This window comes from Salinivibrio sp. PR919 (assembly GCF_001995355.1).
GTDB lineage: Bacteria > Pseudomonadota > Gammaproteobacteria > Enterobacterales > Vibrionaceae > Salinivibrio > Salinivibrio proteolyticus.
In genome coordinates this window covers 1-18725 of the sequence record NZ_MUFL01000004.1, presented here as the reverse complement: position 1 = coordinate 18725, position 18725 = coordinate 1, and the positions used below count along the sequence as shown (strand labels likewise).

Here is an 18725-nt window from a genome sequence, read left to right as displayed (position 1 = left end):
CTTCATATTCTTACCGGAGAGAGTCAGCCAGCGGCTTACTCGTCTTCCAGCTCGATGTTGATACCCAACGAGCGGATTTCTTTCAGCAATACGTTGAAAGATTCCGGCATGCCCGGCTCCATACGATGGTCGCCATCCACGATGTTCTTATACATCTTGGTACGGCCATTAACGTCATCCGACTTCACGGTGAGCATTTCTTGTAGGGTATAGGCAGCACCGTATGCTTCCAGTGCCCATACTTCCATCTCACCGAATCGCTGACCACCGAACTGTGCCTTACCACCCAGCGGCTGCTGAGTTACAAGGCTGTACGAGCCAGTTGAACGGGCGTGCATCTTGTCATCAACCAAGTGGTTCAGTTTCAGCATGTACATGTAACCCACGGTTACTGGACGCTCAAACTTCTCACCCGTGCGGCCATCATAAAGCGCTAGCTGACCTGACTCTGGCAGATCACCCAGTTTGAGTAGCTCTTTGATCAACGGCTCTGGTGCACCGTCAAAGACAGGCGATGCCGTTGGAAGACCGTCACGCAGGTTGTTCACCAAGGTGCGTACTTCGTCGTCAGTCAGTTTACTGATGTCCACTTTCTGACGGGTATCGCCCAGACTATAGACCTTCTGCAGGAACTCGCGGAATTTCGCCAGTTCTTGCTGCTCTTTGAGCATACGGTTGATCTTGTCACCGATACCTTTCGCCGCCAGACCCATGTGTGTTTCTAGGATCTGACCGATGTTCATACGTGAAGGTACACCCAGCGGGTTAAGTACCAGATCCACAGGAACACCGTTTTCGTCGTAAGGCATGTCTTCAACTGGGTTAATCTTCGAGATTACACCTTTGTTACCGTGACGACCGGCCATCTTGTCACCCGGCTGGATGCGACGTTTAACGGCCAAGTAGACTTTAACGATCTTCAGTACGCCAGGAGCCAAATCATCACCTTGAGTGATCTTACGGCGCTTGGTTTCGAACTTCTTATCGAACTCGGCTTTAATTTCGTCGTATTGCTCAGCCAGCTGCTCTAGCTGGGTTTGCTGTGCTTCATCATCCAGTGTTTGTGTCAACATGGTCTTACGATCCATGCCGTCTAACTGGTTGTCGGTATAACCGGCTTGAGAAAGCAGTGAACGAACACGCGCTAGCAGACCGCCTTCAAGGATAGAGAACTCCTCGGTCAGGTCTTTCTTCGCTTCTTTCAGCTGCATTTCTTCGATTTCGAGTGCACGCTTGTCTTTCTCTACGCCATCGCGAGTAAAGACTTGTACATCGATAACCGTACCTGATACACCGTTCGGCACACGCAGTGACGAGTCTTTCACGTCAGAGGCTTTTTCGCCGAAGATTGCACGCAGCAGTTTCTCTTCTGGTGTCAGTTGCGTTTCGCCTTTTGGCGTCACTTTACCAACCATGATATCGCCGCCTTTCACTTCGGCACCGATATACACAACCCCTGACTCATCCAGTTTCGATAGCGCTGCTTCACCCACGTTTGGAATGTCCGCGGTGATTTCTTCGCTGCCCAACTTGGTATCACGCGCCACACAAGAAAGCTCTTGAATGTGGATAGTGGTTAAACGGTCTTCCTGCGCGACGCGCTCGGAAATAAGGATGGAATCCTCAAAGTTATAACCGTTCCACGGCATAAACGCGATACGCATGTTCTGACCCAGTGCTAGCTCGCCCAAGTCAGTCGATGGGCCGTCAGCCAGTACGTCACCTTTTGCCACTTGGTCGCCCGGCATCACAGTTGGACGCTGGTTAATACAGGTGTTCTGGTTAGAACGGGTGTACTTAGTCAGGTTGTAGATGTCGATACCCGCTTCACCAGGTACCAGCTCATCTTCATTCACTTTCAGTACGATGCGCGAAGCATCAACTGACTGGATGATACCGCCACGTTTCGCAACCGCGGTAACACCTGAGTCAACCGCCACATTGCGCTCGATACCCGTACCAACCAGCGGCTTTTGCGCACGCAATGTTGGAACGGCCTGACGTTGCATGTTCGCACCCATCAAGGCACGGTTCGCATCGTCATGCTCAAGGAATGGGATCAAAGAGGCTGCCACCGATACAACCTGGTTGGTTGCAACGTCCATGTACTGAACATGGTCACGTGGGTGCAGACCTGATTCCCCTTTCTCACGCGCAGTGATCAGTTCATCAGTGAACGAGCCATCTTCGTTCAGCGCGGCGTTCGCCTGCGCAATCACGTAGTGGCCTTCTTCAATCGCTGACAGGTAATCGATTTGATCGGTCACTTTACCGTCAACCACTTTACGGTATGGGGTTTCCAAGAAGCCGTAAGGGTTACAACGCGCAAACGCTGACAGTGAGTTAATCAGACCGATGTTCGGACCTTCAGGGGTTTCGATCGGACAGAGACGACCGTAGTGCGTCGCGTGTACGTCTCGAACTTCRAAGCCGGCGCGCTCACGCGTCAAACCACCTGGACCCAATGCAGAGATACGACGTTTGTGCGTCACCTCAGACAACGGGTTGTTTTGGTCCATAAATTGTGACAACTGAGATGAACCAAAGAACTCTTTCACCGCGGCCGAAATTGGCTTAGCGTTGATCAAGTCTTGTGGCATCACATTGTCAAGGTCACCCAGGCTCAGACGCTCTTTAACCGCACGCTCAACACGTACCAAACCAACACGGAATTGGTTCTCGGCCATTTCGCCAACCGAACGAATACGACGGTTACCTAGGTGGTCGATGTCGTCCACTTCACCGATACCGTTACGGATATCGATCAGTTTACGCATCACTTCAATGATGTCTTCTTTGCTCAGTACGCCAGGACCGGTTAGTTCATCACGCCCTAATGAGCTGTTGAACTTCATACGGCCCACCGCTGATAGATCGTAACGATCTTCAGAGAAGAAGAGGCTTTCGAACAATTGCTCTGCCGCTTCTTTTGTTGGTGGCTCGCCTGGGCGCATCATGCGATAGATTTCAACCAACGCAGTCAAACGATCCGTGGTGTTGTCGATACGCAAGGTATCTGACATGTACGGACCATGATCTAAGTCGTTGGTGAACAGGGTTTCGATTTTCTTGTGACCCGCTTGCGACAATTGCGCCAGTGTCTCCAGGCTTAACTCTTGGTTAGCCGAGACAATCACTTCGCCTGTGTCTTGGTTAACGTAATCACGTGCAGAAATCTTGCCTGCGATGTACTCAACCGGCACTTCGATGTGATCGACGTTATCTTTCACCAACTGACGGATGTGGCGAGCGGTAATACGGCGACCCTGTTCAACATAAACGGTGCCGTTGGCTTCAATGTCAAAGCTGGCTGTTTCGCCACGTAGGCGATCAGGCACCAGTTCCATGACTAGCGCTTTACCTTTGACTTCAAAGACAACTTTATCGAAGAACAGATCCAGGATCTCTTCCGTTGTATATTCCAGCGCACGCAGAATAATCGATGCAGGCAGCTTACGACGACGGTCGATACGAACGTAAACGATATCCTTAGGATCAAATTCGAAATCCAACCATGAACCACGGTATGGGATCACGCGTGCGTTATATAGCACTTTTCCTGAGGAATGGGTTTTACCCTTATCGCTGTCGAAAAAGACGCCCGGACTACGGTGCAGCTGGGATACGATAACCCTCTCAGTACCATTGATGACAAAGGTACCATTTTCAGTCATGAGCGGAATTTCGCCCATATAGACTTCTTGTTCTTTGATGTCTTTAACGGTACCAGCCGGGGCATCTTTATCAAACATCACCAAGCGCAGTTTCACGCGTAGTGGTGCCGAATAGGTTACGCCGCGAATTTGGCATTCTTTGACATCGAAAACTGGCTCACCGAGACGATAGCTAACGTATTGCAGCTCGGAATTGCCGTTGTAGCTCTGAATTGGAAAGACAGAGCGAAAGGCAGCTTCAAGACCGTATTGCCCTTCTGGATCCTGCTCGATAAACTTCTCAAAAGATTCAAGCTGGATCGACAGCAAGTATGGCACGTCCAGAACTTGAGGACGCTTACCAAAATCCTTACGGATACGCTTTTTCTCGGTATAAGAGTAAACCATAGGGTTCCTCAGCTCGCTGATAAGTGACCCAAACTGTCCAGTACAAGGGACAGTGACTAAACAACCACCGTTTAGTGTAGGAAAATCAAAGCGCTTGCTTTGATTTTTTTTGCATGGTCAGCAGTGATAAAACGGGGTGGAAATTTCACTACCGCCCTACAGCGCAAAAAGGCCGGTGGCTATTTAGCCACCAGCCAATGCCCTTTCAGGCTAAGAAATTAAGTATAAATTACTTAACTTCAACAGAAGCACCAGCTTCTTCTAGCTGAGCTTTAAGCGCTTCAGCTTCTTCTTTCTCAACACCTTCTTTCAGAGGTGCAGGAGCGCCGTCAACCAGAGCTTTCGCTTCTTTCAGGCCTAGACCAGTTGCGCCACGAACCGCTTTGATAACTGCTACTTTGTTAGCACCAGCTTCTTTCAGGATTACGTCAAATTCGGTTTGCTCTTCAGCAGCACCGCCTTCAGCAGCACCACCAGCAACAACTGCTGCTGCAGCTGATACGCCGAATTTTTCTTCCATTGCTTCGATTAGCTCAACAACTTGCATTACAGACATGTCTGCAATTGCGTCTAGGATTTGCTCGTTAGTGATAGACATAACAATTCTCTTTAAAGTCAACAATAATTAGATTAAGCAACCAATGTAAAAGGGCAATTACGCCGCTTCTTTTTGGTCGCGAACAGCGGCAATAGTACGAACCAGCTTGCCTGCAGATGCTTCTTTCAGACCCATCATCAGGCGTGCAATTGCTTCGTCGTACGTTGGCAGTGTTGCCAATACCTCTGGGTCAGTGATCGCACCTTCGAATGCAGCAGACTTGATCTCAAACTCTTTGTTCTCTTTTGCGAAGTCTTTGAAAAGACGCGCAGCGGCACCAGGGTGCTCGTTAGAAAACGCAATCAGAGTTGGACCAACGAAAGTGTCTTTTAGACACTCGTAGTCAGTGCCTTCAACTGCACGGCGAGCCAGTGTATTACGAACAACTTTCATGAAAACGCCCGCTTCACGCGCTTGTTTACGTAGAGAAGTCATCGCATCCACGGTTACACCGCGAGAATCAGCAACTACTGCAGACAGGGCACCACTGGCAGCTTCGTTGACTTCAGCAACAATTGCTTTTTTGTCTTGAAGGTTTAAAGCCATTTGGATTTGCTCCTGGATTGTTTAACACCACTCTCTACAGCTTTGCAGAGAGAGCTTGTACGGTGCAGATCCAAGAAAGACGAGAAATCTATCATGTTCTGGCACCGTCTACGTAGGAAATATTAAGTTCGTAATGAACGCCTACGGTCTTGGACGAAGTCTGTTAAACAGACTCAGCCATAAAATTGTGAAGCGAGAGAGTATAAACTACTCACTCGCTTCTGGCAATTAGCTTGCGCTGGTTTCCAGAGTGTTCTGGTCCAGAGCAACACCTGCGCCCATGGTGGTAGACAGGCTAACTTTCTTAATGAAAGTACCTTTTGCTGAAGTTGGCTTCGCCTTCTTCAGAGCAACCAACAGCGCTTCCAGGTTTTCTTTCAGGCTGTTCGCGTCAAAGTCTACTTTACCGATGGTGGTGTGAACGATGCCGTTCTTGTCGTTACGGTAACGAACCTGACCTGCTTTCGCGTTCTTAACCGCTTCAGCAACGTTAGGCGTTACAGTACCCACTTTCGGGTTTGGCATCAGGCCGCGAGGACCTAGGATAGTACCCAGTTGGCCAACAACGCGCATCGCGTCTGGTGAAGCGACAACGACGTCAAAGTTCATTTCGCCTTTCTTCACTTGCTCAGCCAGGTCTTCCATACCAACGATGTCGGCACCCGCTTCTTTCGCAGCTTCAGCGTTCGCACCTTGTGTGAACACAGCAACACGGATATCACGGCCAGTACCGTGTGGCAGTACAGTTGCGCCACGAACGTTCTGGTCTGATTTACGTGCATCAATGCCAAGGTTGACAGCAACGTCAACGCTTTCAACAAATTTAGCAGTCGCCAGTTCCTTCAGTAGAGCAACGGCTTCGTTGATGTCGTACTCTTTGGTCACATCAACTTTTTCGCGGATTACGCGCATGCGCTTAGTCATTTTAGCCATTGTCTTAACCCTCTACGTTCAGGCCCATTGAACGGGCAGTACCCGCAATAGAGCGTTTCATCGCTTCGATGTCCGCACCGGTCATGTCTGCCGCTTTGGTTTCTGCGATCTCTTGGATCTGAGCGTCAGTGACGGTACCCACTTTTTCAGTGTTTGGACGACCTGAACCAGACTTAACGCCTGCTGCTTTCTTAAGAAGAACTGCCGCTGGCGGAGTCTTAGTAACGAAAGTGAAAGAACGATCGTTGTATACAGTGATAACAACAGGAATCGGCAGACCTTTCTCGATAGATTCGGTCTTCGCGTTAAACGCTTTACAGAATTCCATGATGTTCACACCGTGTTGACCTAGAGCAGGACCAACCGGTGGCGATGGGTTAGCTGCACCCGCTGCAACTTGCAGCTTGATGTAAGCTTCTACTTTCTTTGCCATTATTCAATTACCTAATTTTGGGTACTAACGTCTACCTGACGATAGACTCCCCGTTTAACAAAAGGGCGCGAAATTATAGTCAAATTTCGCGCCCTTGCCAACCGTTGATGATGCTTTTTTGATCAGGTTTTTTCTACCTGGCCAAACTCAAGCTCAACTGGGGTTGCACGGCCAAAGATAGACACAGACACCTTCAGGCGGTTCTTGTCATAGTCCACTTCTTCAACCACACCGTTAAAGTCTGCAAAGGGTCCTTCCGTCACGCGAACCACTTCACCAGCCTCAAAGACGGTTTTGTGTACGGGTGACTCACTCGCTTTTTCAAGACGGTTGAGAATCGCATCGGCTTCTTTGTCTGAAATCGGCGCAGGACGATCTGAGGTGCCACCGATGAAGCCCATTACACGAGGAACACTGCGTACCAAGTGCCAAGATTCATCGTTCATCACCATTTGTACTAGCACGTAGCCTGGGAAGAATTTGCGCTCACTTTTACGGCGCTGGCCTTGACGCATTTCAACCACTTCTTCGGTTGGCACCAAGACTTCACCAAAGTGATCTTCCATTTCGTGCATTTTGATATGTTCACGCAATGACTGCGCAACACGGCTTTCAAAACCAGAGAAAGCCTGAACCACATACCAACGTTTTTTGGGAGCTTCGCTCATGTACTTTTACCTCACACGCCAGTGATTAGGCGGACTAGACGGACCATAATCCCGTCAACGCCCCACAGGATGAGCGCCATAACGACAGTAACAGCCAGAACGATGAGAGTGGTTTGTAAGGTCTCTTGACGCGTAGGCCATACAACTTTACGCACTTCCATACGCGATTCGCGTGCAAACGTGATCGCAGCTTTTCCTTTCATCGTGAGTGCAGCAATACCACCAGCAGCGGCAACTAACACCACTACAGCAGCAGCTCGCACTACCACAGACACGTCACTGTACAGGCTATTCCCTACCACGGCTGCGGCCAACAGGACAAAAACAACACCCCATTTAAGGATGTCCATCGAACCGGATTGGGTCTCAGCGTTCGCTTTCATACATTCTACCTGTAACAAGTCTACATAGACGGCAATGTCTTTGCAGCCAAAACACCATAATGCCTTGGCAATGACACGCGGTGCTCGTATTTATCACACCTAAGGGTATCAATACGAGCACCAACACGCTGCATTTGTTCACTAATACTGGGCAAAATAGCAACAATATAAGTGTCAAACGCAGAAAAAGGGCATCAAATGATGCCCTTTTTACTRGTGTTTCGTCAAATCATTATTCAACGATGTTGGCAACAACACCAGCGCCTACGGTACGGCCACCTTCACGGATAGCGAAACGTAGACCTTCGTCCATCGCGATTGGCGCGATCAGGGTAACAACCATCTTGATGTTGTCACCAGGCATTACCATCTCAACGCCTTCTGGCAGTTCGATAGTACCGGTCACGTCAGTTGTACGGAAGTAGAACTGTGGACGGTAGCCTTTGAAGAACGGAGTATGACGGCCGCCTTCGTCTTTAGACAGTACGTATACTTCTGACTCGAACTTAGTGTGCGGGGTGATTGAACCAGGCTTCGCCAGTACTTGACCACGCTCAACTTCGTCACGCTTAGTACCACGCAGAAGAACACCAACGTTCTCACCTGCACGGCCTTCGTCTAGAAGCTTACGGAACATTTCAACACCAGTACAAGTGGTCTTGGTGGTGTCTTTCATGCCCACGATTTCTACTTCGTCACCAACGGTGATGATGCCTTGCTCAACACGACCAGTTACTACRGTACCACGGCCTTGGATTGAGAATACGTCTTCGATTGGYAGGATGAACGGCTTGTCGATTGCACGCTCTGGCTCTGGGATGTAAGAATCCAGTGCTTCCGCTAGCTCAACAATCTTCTGTTCCCACTGCTCTTCACCGTTCAGAGCRCCTAGYGCTGAACCTTGGATTACTGGGCAGTCGTCACCTGGGAAGTCATACTCTGAAAGCAGCTCACGTACTTCCATTTCAACTAGYTCAAGTAGYTCTTCATCATCAACCATGTCACATTTGTTCATGAATACGATGATGTATGGGATGCCTACCTGACGGCCTAGCAGGATGTGCTCACGAGTCTGTGGCATTGGGCCATCAGTCGCTGCTACTACTAGGATACCACCGTCCATTTGCGCTGCACCGGTGATCATGTTTTTCACGTAGTCGGCGTGCCCTGGGCAGTCAACGTGCGCGTAGTGGCGAGTTGGCGTATCGTATTCTACGTGCGAAGTCGCGATGGTGATACCACGCTCACGCTCTTCTGGTGCGTTATCGATTGATGCGAAGTCACGCGCTGCACCACCGTGTACTTTTGCAAGTACAGTACAGATAGCGGCAGTCAGAGTAGTTTTACCRTGGTCAACGTGGCCGATAGTACCAACGTTAACGTGCGGTTTCGTACGTTCAAATTTTTCTTTAGACATGACAGTCCCTCTAAGCACGGTATTTCGGTGGCATTACGACCACACAACCAACAATTAGGTTTGTTGAGTATATATCAAACGGCTTGAAGTTACCTTGGAGAGGATGGTGCTGATAGGCAGATTTGAACTGCCGACCTCACCCTTACCAAGGGTGCGCTCTACCGACTGAGCTATATCAGCACTCTAAAAAGAGTGGAGCGGGCAGCGGGAATCGAACCCGCATCATCAGCTTGGAAGGCTGAGGTAATAGCCATTATACGATGCCCGCAATCGTTTCTCGTAGAGCTATTCAAACAATTTGAAAATGGTGGTGGGAGAAGGATTCGAACCTTCGAAGGCTGAGCCGTCAGATTTACAGTCTGATCCCTTTGACCGCTCGRGAATCCCACCTAATTTTGGTGCCGGCTGCCGGAATCGAACTGGCGACCTACTGATTACAAGTCAGTTGCTCTACCAACTGAGCTAAGCCGGCGACAAGTGCTGCGCATTCTATGCGATGAAATGGGGCCTTGCAATAGGAAAAATCAAAAAAACAGGTGATTTTTTCGCCTGTTGCACAATTTAGGGCTTAATTGTTGCTAAAATAGCCAATCCTAAATAACAACAACGCGGACCACTACTTTTCCTGATACGCAGATTGCGGTATCGTCCACCTCTTTATTGGCTTAAGGCAAACGGACCATGAACGCAACGCTAACGCCTTATTTGTCGTTCGACCGTCAACAATGGGCTGAACTGAGGGATGCAGTGCCCATGACGCTCACCGAAGACGACATTGAACGCCTGCGAGGGCTAAACGAGCACCTCTCAATGGATGAGGTGAGAGATGTTTACTTGCCTCTGTCACGACTACTCAACCTGTATATCAAGTCGCGCAAGAGTCGCACTGAGGTGCTCGACGAGTTTTTGACCCAGCCTGCCTCCAATCATGTCCCCTACATTATTGGGATTGCAGGCAGTGTCGCGGTCGGTAAAAGTACCACTGCACGTTTATTAAAAACCCTACTGACTCGCTGGCCCGATCACCCCAAGGTAGCCTTAGTGACTACCGACGGTTTTTTGTATTCCAACGCGGAGTTGGAAGCGCGTGGATTGATGAAACGCAAAGGCTTTCCTCAATCATRTAACATGCGCAAATTGGTGGAGTTTGTGGCAGATGTAAAATCCGGTAAAGCCTGTGTGGAAGCGCCGATATACTCACATTTGGTGTATGACATCACTGGTGAAGTGCAGAAAGTCGAAAAGCCCGATATTTTGATCCTAGAGGGATTGAATGTTCTACAGAGTGGGATGGATTACCCACATGATCCTCATCATGTGTTTATTTCAGATTTTCTCGACTTCTCTATTTATGTTGACGCCGAACCGGCATTGCTCAAACACTGGTATATCGAGCGATTTATGAAATTCCGTCGCGGCGCCTTTTTAGACCCGGATGCGTATTTTCATCACTACACGCGTCTATCGGTTGCCGAGGCCAAAGATACCGCCGCGAGTATTTGGGATGAAATCAACGGGCGGAACTTAATGGAAAACATTCTTCCTACCCGAGAGAGAGCCAGCTTGATCTTAGAGAAAGGCGCTAATCATTCAGTCCAGCGCATACGCGTACGTAAATAACGGTTAGTCATCACGCCTTAGTGAAATTTCTCCCCCTAAATAGGGTGTGATGACGCCATCCACGTCCAGTAACAACGCACCATGCTCATCAATCCCACGCTCAATGCCGCGAACTTCGCGATCCCCCATCAAGAGTTTCACGGGACGCTCTTTGAAATTATCTAATTGCTGCCAATCATCCATGATCCCCGCTAAGCCGGTTTTTTCATAATCGAGCAAAGCTTCTTGTAAACGGCTTATCAATACACTGGCAAGCACGTTACGTGATGGCATCGGCTGACACGCATCGGCCAATCGCGCCCACGGCTGATCAATATGCTCGCTGACGTGCGGTCCCATACCAATATTCAGCCCCATCCCAATCACAAGATGTGCCGCATCACCGGTTTGCCCCGTCATTTCCACTAAGATGCCCGCAAGCTTTTTATCTTGATAATAGAGATCGTTCGGCCATTTTACTTTCACACCGGGCGCGCCCAGTTCATGCAACGCCTTAGTCATCGCCACACCCACCACAAGGCTCAACCCCATCGCAGCCGCTGGTCCCGCATCCAGGCGCCAATACATCGATAGATACAGATTGCTCCCGAACGGTGATTGCCACACACGCCCTCGCCGACCGCGTCCTTGCTGTTGATACTCAGCCAAACACACACTACCTGACGTTAGTTGTCCAACACGTTCCATCAAATACTGGTTGGTAGAGTCAATGACTGGGATAACGGATAAGGCAGGCACATCAGTGTGATCACTTAGCCAAGCTTCATCGAGCAACTCAATCGGTTGCGATAAGCAATAGCCTTTACCTTGCACACGGTAAATATCTAGCCCCCATGACTGCAACACTTTAATGTGTTTGCTGATAGCCGCCCGGCTCATGCCCAACGCGTCTCCTAGCATTTCGCCTGAGTGGAATTCACCGTCGGATAAACGGCCGATAAGGGCTAACCTTGCGCTATGTGTACGGCTCATTGCGCCTCCAAGGTGGTTTCACCCTGTGCGCCCATAAAGCGCACCTCATGGTGTAAGGTGACACCAAACCGCGCCTGTACGTCATCGACCACGCGTTTTGCGAGTTGGACGACGTCTTGGCTAGTGGCATGATCAATGTTAGTCAGCACTAATGCTTGCTTAGGATGGACACGCGCACCGCCTTGTCTCGCTCCTTTTAAGCCACATTGGTCAATTAACCAGCCAGCTGCAAGCTTCGCTTTGCCCTCACCAGCCGGGTACATGGGCATATCGGGATAACGAGTTTGCAAGGTTTGTGCATGCTGTGCATCCACCACTGGGTTTTTAAAGAAGCTCCCTGCATTACCGCATTCCCGTGGATCGGGAAGCTTAGCTTGGCGAATCGCACACACTGCATCAAAAATAGTTTGCGCGGACACCTGCTCACCGTTGAGATCGGCTAACGCTCCATATTTGAGCACTGGCTGCCACGCTTTCGCTAATCGAAATCCCACTTGCGTGATCACCCACCCCGTCATCGCCTCCGTTTTAAAAATGGAGTCACGATACCCAAATTGGCAGGCTTCTCGCGTCAAGCGGCGCGTTTCTTGAGTGCGAGGATTAATGATATCGACATAGTCGCAACGTTCGCAAAACTCGACGCCATAAGCGCCAATATTTTGAATCGGGGCCGCGCCCACACATCCCGGAATAAGGGCAAGATTTTCCAGTCCGGGCATGCCTTGCTCAATCGTCCAAGCAACCAGTTGGTGCCAAGACTGGCCGGCGCCCACATGCAGAAGATAGTCGTGCGGCGTTTCCTCTACCTCAAGACCAGACAAGCGGTTTAGCACCACCACACCYGCGTAATCCTCACAAAACAGCAGATTACTGCCTTCCCCAACGATCAACTTGGGTAAGCTYGCATAGTCTGGATGCTGCCAAATGGCGCATAAGTCAGCAATGCTATGCGCTTCAACCACCGCATGAGCGCGTGCCGGTAAACCAAATGTATGATGGGGTGTCAAAGACACATCAGATAACCACTTCATGAATGCATTACGCTGTCAGGAAACTCAGTGATAGGTATACTACCTGTCCTGCTCGTATTGCGCACCTATTGGACTATGGATAATTATCGTATTCACCCGCTGGAGCCATTGCGTTTTCCATTGGTGGCTCGGCTTTATAAAACTCACTACCCACCGGGCAAACCCAAAAAAGATGAAGTAATTTGGGTGATTGATGGGCCAAATGGCTTGTGTGGCGCTGTACGTTTTCAGCAACGGCCAACCTATCAACTATTAACCGGCATGCTCATTAGCCCAGCGCTACGAGGGACGGGGTTGAGCGATCGCTTACTGACCGACGTCCAAGAGACGATCGCGGCAAAGCCGTGTTTCTGCCTTGCCTTTCGCCATCTCACTGGGCTTTACGCGCGCCACGGTTTTGATGTGGTCGAACGCGAGGCGCTACCCGAGGATCTCGCTACCCGATTTGACAGTTATTGTCACGCCGGCAAAGACTTAGTTGCGATGGCGTATCAGGGGAAAGCGTGATGATAATGGCAAAGCCTAGGATCAGAGATCCGTTGCTTGCCACGATTTCTGGTACAATTCAGGGTTTAGCATCAAACCGCTCGACTCTGGCCGTCGAACAACATGAGGTAACAATGGATTCAGCTAACGCAAATCGGCAGCTAATTGATCGCCTGCCCACCATTGCGCACCAGCCAGAACATCTCGAAACGTTATTAGACGCAGTTTCTTTTAGAGAACGGCTGCTTAGCGAAATTAAAAACGCCAAATCACGTATCTATCTGGTTGCCCTGTATCTACAAGATGATGAGGCCGGACGTAGCGYACTCGACGCTTTGTATGAGGCGAAACAAGCTAACCCCGAGCTCGACATCAAAGTACTGGTTGATTGGCACCGTGCACAACGCGGCCTAATTGGCGCCGAACAATCGGACGGCAATGCGGCTCTGTATCGTGCCTATGCCGAGCGCTACACCCACAAGATTGAAGTCTTGGGCGTCCCCGTGCGAAATCGCGAGGTCTTTGGAGTCTTGCATCTCAAAGGCTTTGTCTTTGATGACAAAGTACTTTATAGCGGCGCCAGCCTCAATGATGTCTATCTCGCGCAGCACGACCGATACCGCTATGACCGCTATCATGTGCTGGCCAATAAAAAGCTCGCCGATACCATGGCAGACTTTATCGTCAACACGCTCACCGCCGACAGTGCCGTTAATTGTCTCGCCTCGCCAGACCGGCCAAATAGTAAAGCGCTTAAGCCCAGTATTCGTGAGTTTCGCGGCCAGCTACAACGCGCAAGCTATCGCTATGACGATGAGCCGATTAGTGAGCATCAGGTTGGATTAACACCGATGGTCGGGCTGGGTAAACGTAAGAACAAACTCAACCGCTATATCTGTCATTTGATTGCCAGCGCGCATCAAGAGTTGGTGATTTGTACCCCCTACTTTAATCCTCCCCGTAGCGTGGTCCGAGAAATCCGTCGCGCGCTGCGCCGAGGCGTTACCGTCAGCATTATTGTCGGTGATAAAACCGCGAACGATTTTTACTCTCCCCCAGAGGCGCCGTTTAAGACTATCTCAGCGTTGCCCTATCTTTATGAAGTGAACTTGCGTAACTTTGCGCGCCGCAATGAAGCCGCCATCGCCAAACGCCAGTTGAACATTCATATTTGGAAGCATGACGACAACAGCTTCCACCTCAAGGGCATTTGGGTCGATCGCCAGTACATGTTGCTGACGGGGAATAATCTCAACCCACGCGCGTGGAAGTTAGATTTAGAAAACGCCATTCTTATCCACGATAAGCATCAACGCCTCGAAGCGCAAAAACAGCAAGAAGTGGATAAGATCCTCGAGCACACGCGCTTGGTCGGTAGCTACAAACATATCGATAAGATGGAAGATTATCCGTTACCGGTAAAGCGGCTGTTAAAGCGGATAAAACGCGTGCGCGCCGATCACTTGCTCAATCAAATTCTATAAAAGGAGCAGGCCATGCGTATCGCCAGAATCGCTGCTATTGATGTGGACCCTCAACGTACCTTTACACCCGACTGCCCAGACGAGTTACCGGTACCCGAGGGAAATCAATTAGGAGCGGCATTGAATGCCCAAGCCGCGCTCGCAGATGTGCGTGTCCTCACCAAGGACGCCCATCCGGCTAACGCGGTTTGGGTGGTTGACGATGCTGCCGATATGCTCCAACCGCTTTCGTATAAAAACGCGGATCTCACCTGGGTCAAACACGCGGTTCCCGGCACCAAAGGGTTCGAAACCATTGACGACTTACCTCCTGTCACCGAATACGACTATGTGGTTTGGAAAGGGGTCGAACCCGACTTACATCCCTATGGTGCGTGCTTTCATGATATTGAAGAGAAGCTCAGCACCGGCTTGATTGAATGGCTGCACAGCCAAGAGGTAGAAACCGTCATTGTCGGTGGTTTGGCAACCGATTATTGCGTCAAAACCACTGCCATCCAGCTGAAAAAGCGCGGTCAGTTTGACGTGATTGTGAACCTTGCCGCGTGTCGTGGTATTCACCCACAAACAGTCGCCACCGCCTGTGACGAGATGCTGGATATAGGTATCAAGTTAGTCGATAGTCAGTTGGCATTAGGCTGTTTAGTCCCCCGTTAATTTGTATCGCAGCGACAGAGTACTCTCTCGCTGCGATCGTCCTCGCGCCTTGAGTGCAAACACAGGCTTAAACGGACCATTAAGTTTGAGTCCTTAGACAGAAATGCACTTTAATCGACAAGATTGCTAGGCTTCTTGATTGCTATCCCCTACTGTCCCATTAACTATTTTCACAATAAAAAATAAGTTTGGAGGATAGCATGCTCAAACCTACCGTACTGGGTCTCCTTATCGGCGCTTCATTATCTAGCACCGCTTGGGCGATGCCTGCATCGCAGCTTGATGCACTCGGAAACGGCCTCGATGTGCAATACCAAGTCATTGATAATACGCAAGATGACTGGCGTTCTTTTACGGGCAACGTCGCCTTTACCAACCAAAGTACTCAGACACTGCCTAAAACGGGCTGGGCGATTTATTTCAGCCACATTCGCATGATCAAGTCGATCGACACCGATCAACTTAAAGTCTCACACGTCAATGGGGATCTCTTCAAACTCGAACCCACAGATAGCTTTGTTCCGCTTGCTCCCGGTGATCAGTTAGTGGTTGGCTTTAATGCCTCTGACTGGCAAGTCGCTAAATCCGATATTATGCCGAATTGGTATTTAGCCTCCGACGATGAAGCTGGCACGCATACCGCATTGATTACCAGCACCAGTAACCACAAAAATGGCCAAGTGCCCACCAAACCGGATGATGAGCTCACCTTTGTCGGTGACTTTGACGCTCCCGCACAGTGGAAACGTTACGGCGGTGCACTCACCGACCATTATGACCCGTTCACGGCCGAACAGCGCTATGTACGCAATGCCGATTTGTCGTTGGTGGATACCCAAGGACACGTGCTTCCCACACCTGCCAGTCGCATTGAGAAAAATGGCCATATCACCCTCGATAGCGAGTGGACCGTGGTCTACGACAACGGCTATCAAGCACAAGCTCAATGGCTTGCCGATCAGCTTGGCATTTCAGCCACCGACTGGGCACCTACTAATCAAAAAGTTATTCATGTGGGGTGGGGAAAAGTCACCCTTAATGGAAGCGACCAGTGGCACGAAGCTTATCGCCTAGATGTGCAACCTGAGCAGCAACGTATTGACATCGACGCCCCTGATCAAGCGGGTGCCCTGTACGCTGCACAAAGCCTGCTACAACTTAAAACCGGCGAGACACTCAAGGCGGTGACGCTAACCGATGCACCGCGCTTTGCTTACCGTGGCCTGTCTGTAGATGCGGCGCGAAACTTCCGCAGCAAAGAGGCGATCTTAAAGTTACTCGACCAAATGTCCGCACTGAAACTCAACAAGCTCCATTTACGTCTCAGTGATGATGAAGCGTGGCGTATTGAGATCCCAGCCCTACCAGAACTGGCAGACATCGGTAGCAAACGCTGTCATGACTTGTCAGAAACCCGCTGCGTGTTGCCCTTCTTAGGCGCAGGGCCTGACGGCACCGAAGCATCCAATGGGTATTACACTACGGAAGATTATCAAGCGATTCTGCGTAAGGCAGAGGCACTCAATATCACCGTCATTCCAGAAGTAGATATGCCAGGTCACGCGCACGCGGCCATTAAAGCGATGGAAGCGCGTTACCACAAGTACATGGCACAAGGTGATGAAGCCAAAGCGAAAGAATATTTGCTCACGGACTTTGAAGACGACACGCAATACCTTTCTGTGCAAATGTTCACAGACAATGCGATGAATGTTTGTATGGAATCCAGTTATCGCTTCGTCGATACAGTGGTTGCGGCGCTCGTCGATGCGCATCGAGACATACAGCCGCTCGATACATTCCACTTTGGTGGTGATGAAATTGCCGGTGCTTGGAAAGAGTCACCCGTCTGTCAGACCTTTATTGCAGACAACAATGCAGGTGTGAACAGTGTTGACGATCTGAGTCAGTACTTTGTCGAACGTATTTCGCACATTACCCAACGTCATCAGCTCGATCTCGGTGGTTGGGAAGATGGCCTCATGCACAACAACAAGGTCTATCCACGCGCACAACTTGCCAATGAGCACGTCTATGGCAATGCGTGGCAAAATATCTGGGAGTGGGGCGTTGCCGATCGCGCCTATAATCTCGCCAACAATGGCTATGGGGTTATCTATAACCAAGCCACACACCTCTATTTTGACCACCCCTATGAGCCAGACCCAAGTGAGCGCGGCTATTATTGGGCCCCCCGTTTTACCGACACCCGTAAGACGTTTAGCTTTATGCCCGATGATCTCTACGCTAACGCAGATGCAAAACGCAATGGTGCACCTATCACCAAACAAGAGGTACTAGACGCTGCCACCGTGAAAACACTGACGCGTCCAGAAAACGTGCTCGGTTTACAGGCATCTATTTGGAGTGAAACCATTCGCTCCGATGGCCAATTTGAATCCATGACCTTCCCTCGCCTCTTCGCCATGGCTGAGCGAGCTTGGCACCGTGCCGAGTGGGAAGCAAGCACTCAAACCGGACAAGAGGCGAATCAAACCAAGCGCAACATTGATTACAACCTCTTTGCCAATCAGTTAGCGAACTACTGGTTCCCACAACTAGAGCAACAGGGTGTTGGGTTCCGCTTACCCGTTCCGGGTGGGGTGATAGAAAGTGGTATATTGAAAGCGAACTCGCCATTCCCTGGACTCACCATTGAGTACTCAACTGATAGTGGTGCAAGCTGGCAGACCTATGATGCGGCAAACGCTCCTCACGTCAGCGCCCCGGTACAGCTACGTACCATTTCAGGTGAGCGCGTAAGCCGAGTCAGTAAAATTCAATAATCGAGCTATTACATAGCTGAAAAGACAAAGCCCCGTCGACAAGACGGGGCTTTTTATTGGATCTTGGGTAAGTAGAAAATGAAATGCTATCTACTTAGCAGGCAGTCTAAAGCAAGGCATAAAGGGCAAGAGCTTTATTGATCTTCCAAATACAAAAAAGCCCCGACCGTCAGGTCAGGGCTTGATGTTTTCTCATCAAAGTCTTACGCATATCCGCTTTGATGCTTAAATTTTTGCTAACTAAAGCCCAACATTAAGCTCTAATTAGATTATCTTGTTTGATGCGGTGAGGATGTTGAATCGAGACGCGCAGGGCTGATGCACTCTCAAGATACAAAAAAGCCCCGACCGTGAGGTCAGGGCTTAATATTTTCTAATCAAAGTCTTACGCATATCTGCTTTGATGCTTAAATTGTGTCTGTGTGACGGGAGTTTTGAAGCGAGACGCGCAATGTACGTCAGTACATGAGCACCGTAGCTATCAAAAATCGCAAGCAACAGTCACAATTTATAATCAAAGCCTGGCGATGTCCTACTCTCACATGGGGAGACCCCACACTACCATCGGCGCTGCTTCGTTTCACTACTGAGTTCGGCATGGAGTCAGGTGGGTCCAAAGCGCTATGGTCGCCAAGCAAAATTTTGTTTTG

Annotated in this window: 15 protein-coding genes, 4 tRNA genes and 1 rRNA gene; 5 read left to right on the top strand and 15 right to left on the bottom strand. The window is 49.9% G+C overall.

All coding sequences use genetic code 11. From position 1 onward, the window contains the following. Nucleotides 1-35: 35 nt before the first annotated feature. The 12 genes from rpoB to BZG83_RS01230 form a co-directional block, all read right to left on the bottom strand. Nucleotides 36-4061: a DNA-directed RNA polymerase subunit beta gene (gene rpoB / locus BZG83_RS01285; protein WP_077479061.1), complete on the bottom strand. Its 4026-nt coding sequence runs from the start codon at nt 4059-4061 to the stop codon at nt 36-38. Between the two features lie 229 nt (nt 4062-4290). Beyond that, nucleotides 4291-4659, bottom strand: coding sequence for a 50S ribosomal protein L7/L12 (gene rplL / locus BZG83_RS01280; protein ID WP_069586999.1), 369 nt, complete (start codon nt 4657-4659; stop codon nt 4291-4293). 57 nt (nt 4660-4716) lie between these two features. Next, complete coding sequence (rplJ, locus tag BZG83_RS01275; protein WP_069587000.1) at nt 4717-5205, bottom strand: 50S ribosomal protein L10; 489 nt, start codon at nt 5203-5205, stop codon at nt 4717-4719. Nucleotides 5206-5433: 228 nt separating this feature from the next. Continuing rightward, complete coding sequence (gene rplA / locus BZG83_RS01270; protein ID WP_069587001.1) at nt 5434-6138, bottom strand: 50S ribosomal protein L1; 705 nt, start codon at nt 6136-6138, stop codon at nt 5434-5436. 4 nt (nt 6139-6142) lie between these two features. Then, a complete protein-coding gene (rplK, locus tag BZG83_RS01265) occupies nt 6143-6571 on the bottom strand; it encodes a 50S ribosomal protein L11 (RefSeq protein ID WP_069587002.1) in 429 nt (142 codons plus the stop codon). A 122-nt stretch (nt 6572-6693) separates the two neighbouring features. Beyond that, nucleotides 6694-7239: a transcription termination/antitermination protein NusG gene (nusG, locus tag BZG83_RS01260; RefSeq protein WP_069587003.1), complete on the bottom strand. Its 546-nt coding sequence runs from the start codon at nt 7237-7239 to the stop codon at nt 6694-6696. An 11-nt stretch (nt 7240-7250) separates the two neighbouring features. After that, the gene (secE, locus tag BZG83_RS01255; RefSeq protein ID WP_069587004.1) at nt 7251-7622 is read right to left on the bottom strand and encodes a preprotein translocase subunit SecE; all 372 of its coding nucleotides are present in this window, start codon (nt 7620-7622) and stop codon (nt 7251-7253) included. A 232-nt stretch (nt 7623-7854) separates the two neighbouring features. After that, nucleotides 7855-9039 carry an elongation factor Tu gene (tuf, locus tag BZG83_RS01250; protein ID WP_069587005.1) on the bottom strand — a complete coding sequence of 395 codons (1185 nt, stop codon included), beginning with the start codon at nt 9037-9039 and terminating at the stop codon, nt 7855-7857. 104 nt (nt 9040-9143) lie between these two features. Continuing rightward, nucleotides 9144-9219, bottom strand: a tRNA-Thr gene (locus BZG83_RS01245). 13 nt (nt 9220-9232) lie between these two features. Further along, nucleotides 9233-9307: transfer RNA gene (locus BZG83_RS01240), tRNA-Gly, on the bottom strand. A gap of 37 nt (nt 9308-9344) precedes the next feature. After that, nucleotides 9345-9429, bottom strand: a tRNA-Tyr gene (locus BZG83_RS01235). A 6-nt stretch (nt 9430-9435) separates the two neighbouring features. Beyond that, nucleotides 9436-9511: transfer RNA gene (locus tag BZG83_RS01230), tRNA-Thr, on the bottom strand. Nucleotides 9512-9720: 209 nt separating this feature from the next. Here BZG83_RS01230 and coaA point away from each other — a divergent pair. Then, on the top strand, nt 9721-10659 hold the full coding sequence (coaA, locus tag BZG83_RS01225) for a type I pantothenate kinase (RefSeq protein WP_077479060.1): 939 nt from the start codon (nt 9721-9723) through the stop codon (nt 10657-10659). A 3-nt stretch (nt 10660-10662) separates the two neighbouring features. Here coaA and birA read toward each other — a convergent pair whose 3' ends face one another. Together birA and murB are read right to left on the bottom strand one after the other, a co-directional pair. Then, entirely contained in the window at nt 10663-11631 is a 969-nt protein-coding gene (gene birA / locus BZG83_RS01220; RefSeq protein WP_077479059.1) for a bifunctional biotin--[acetyl-CoA-carboxylase] ligase/biotin operon repressor BirA, read from the bottom strand. Beyond that, entirely contained in the window at nt 11628-12662 is a 1035-nt protein-coding gene (murB, locus tag BZG83_RS01215; protein ID WP_077479058.1) for a UDP-N-acetylmuramate dehydrogenase, read from the bottom strand. The genes birA and murB overlap by 4 nt, the downstream gene beginning before the upstream one ends. Nucleotides 12663-12689: 27 nt before the next feature. Here murB and BZG83_RS01210 point away from each other — a divergent pair, with 27 nt between their 5' ends. From BZG83_RS01210 to BZG83_RS01195, 4 genes are all read left to right on the top strand, one after another. Further along, nucleotides 12690-13169 (top strand): GNAT family N-acetyltransferase, encoded by a 480-nt coding sequence (locus tag BZG83_RS01210; RefSeq protein WP_338012755.1) that lies wholly within the window; start codon nt 12690-12692, stop codon nt 13167-13169. Between the two features lie 113 nt (nt 13170-13282). Further along, on the top strand, nt 13283-14632 hold the full coding sequence (gene pssA / locus BZG83_RS01205) for a CDP-diacylglycerol--serine O-phosphatidyltransferase (RefSeq protein WP_077479056.1): 1350 nt from the start codon (nt 13283-13285) through the stop codon (nt 14630-14632). 12 nt (nt 14633-14644) lie between these two features. Continuing rightward, the gene (locus tag BZG83_RS01200) at nt 14645-15289 is read left to right on the top strand and encodes an isochorismatase family protein (protein ID WP_077479055.1); all 645 of its coding nucleotides are present in this window, start codon (nt 14645-14647) and stop codon (nt 15287-15289) included. Nucleotides 15290-15489: 200 nt separating this feature from the next. Continuing rightward, the gene (locus tag BZG83_RS01195) at nt 15490-18075 is read left to right on the top strand and encodes a family 20 glycosylhydrolase (RefSeq protein ID WP_077479054.1); all 2586 of its coding nucleotides are present in this window, start codon (nt 15490-15492) and stop codon (nt 18073-18075) included. 519 nt (nt 18076-18594) lie between these two features. On the opposite strand, the gene rrf is transcribed toward BZG83_RS01195, so the two are convergent. After that, nucleotides 18595-18710, bottom strand: a 5S ribosomal RNA gene (gene rrf / locus BZG83_RS01190). Nucleotides 18711-18725: the final 15 nt, after the last annotated feature.

What these genes read in the sequence shown, in the direction of transcription:
- rplL (WP_069586999.1), bottom strand. Translation starts at nt 4,659, where the DNA reads ATGTCTATCACTAACGAGCAAATCCTAGACGCAATTGCAGACATGTCT.
- BZG83_RS01195 (WP_077479054.1), top strand. Translation starts at nt 15,490, where the DNA reads ATGCTCAAACCTACCGTACTGGGTCTCCTTATCGGCGCTTCATTATCT.
- rplJ (WP_069587000.1), bottom strand. Translation starts at nt 5,205, where the DNA reads ATGGCTTTAAACCTTCAAGACAAAAAAGCAATTGTTGCTGAAGTCAAC.
- birA (WP_077479059.1), bottom strand. Translation starts at nt 11,631, where the DNA reads ATGAGCCGTACACATAGCGCAAGGTTAGCCCTTATCGGCCGTTTATCC.
- secE (WP_069587004.1), bottom strand. Translation starts at nt 7,622, where the DNA reads ATGAAAGCGAACGCTGAGACCCAATCCGGTTCGATGGACATCCTTAAA.
- rplK (WP_069587002.1), bottom strand. Translation starts at nt 6,571, where the DNA reads ATGGCAAAGAAAGTAGAAGCTTACATCAAGCTGCAAGTTGCAGCGGGT.
- BZG83_RS01200 (WP_077479055.1), top strand. Translation starts at nt 14,645, where the DNA reads ATGCGTATCGCCAGAATCGCTGCTATTGATGTGGACCCTCAACGTACC.
- rplA (WP_069587001.1), bottom strand. Translation starts at nt 6,138, where the DNA reads ATGGCTAAAATGACTAAGCGCATGCGCGTAATCCGCGAAAAAGTTGAT.
- nusG (WP_069587003.1), bottom strand. Translation starts at nt 7,239, where the DNA reads ATGAGCGAAGCTCCCAAAAAACGTTGGTATGTGGTTCAGGCTTTCTCT.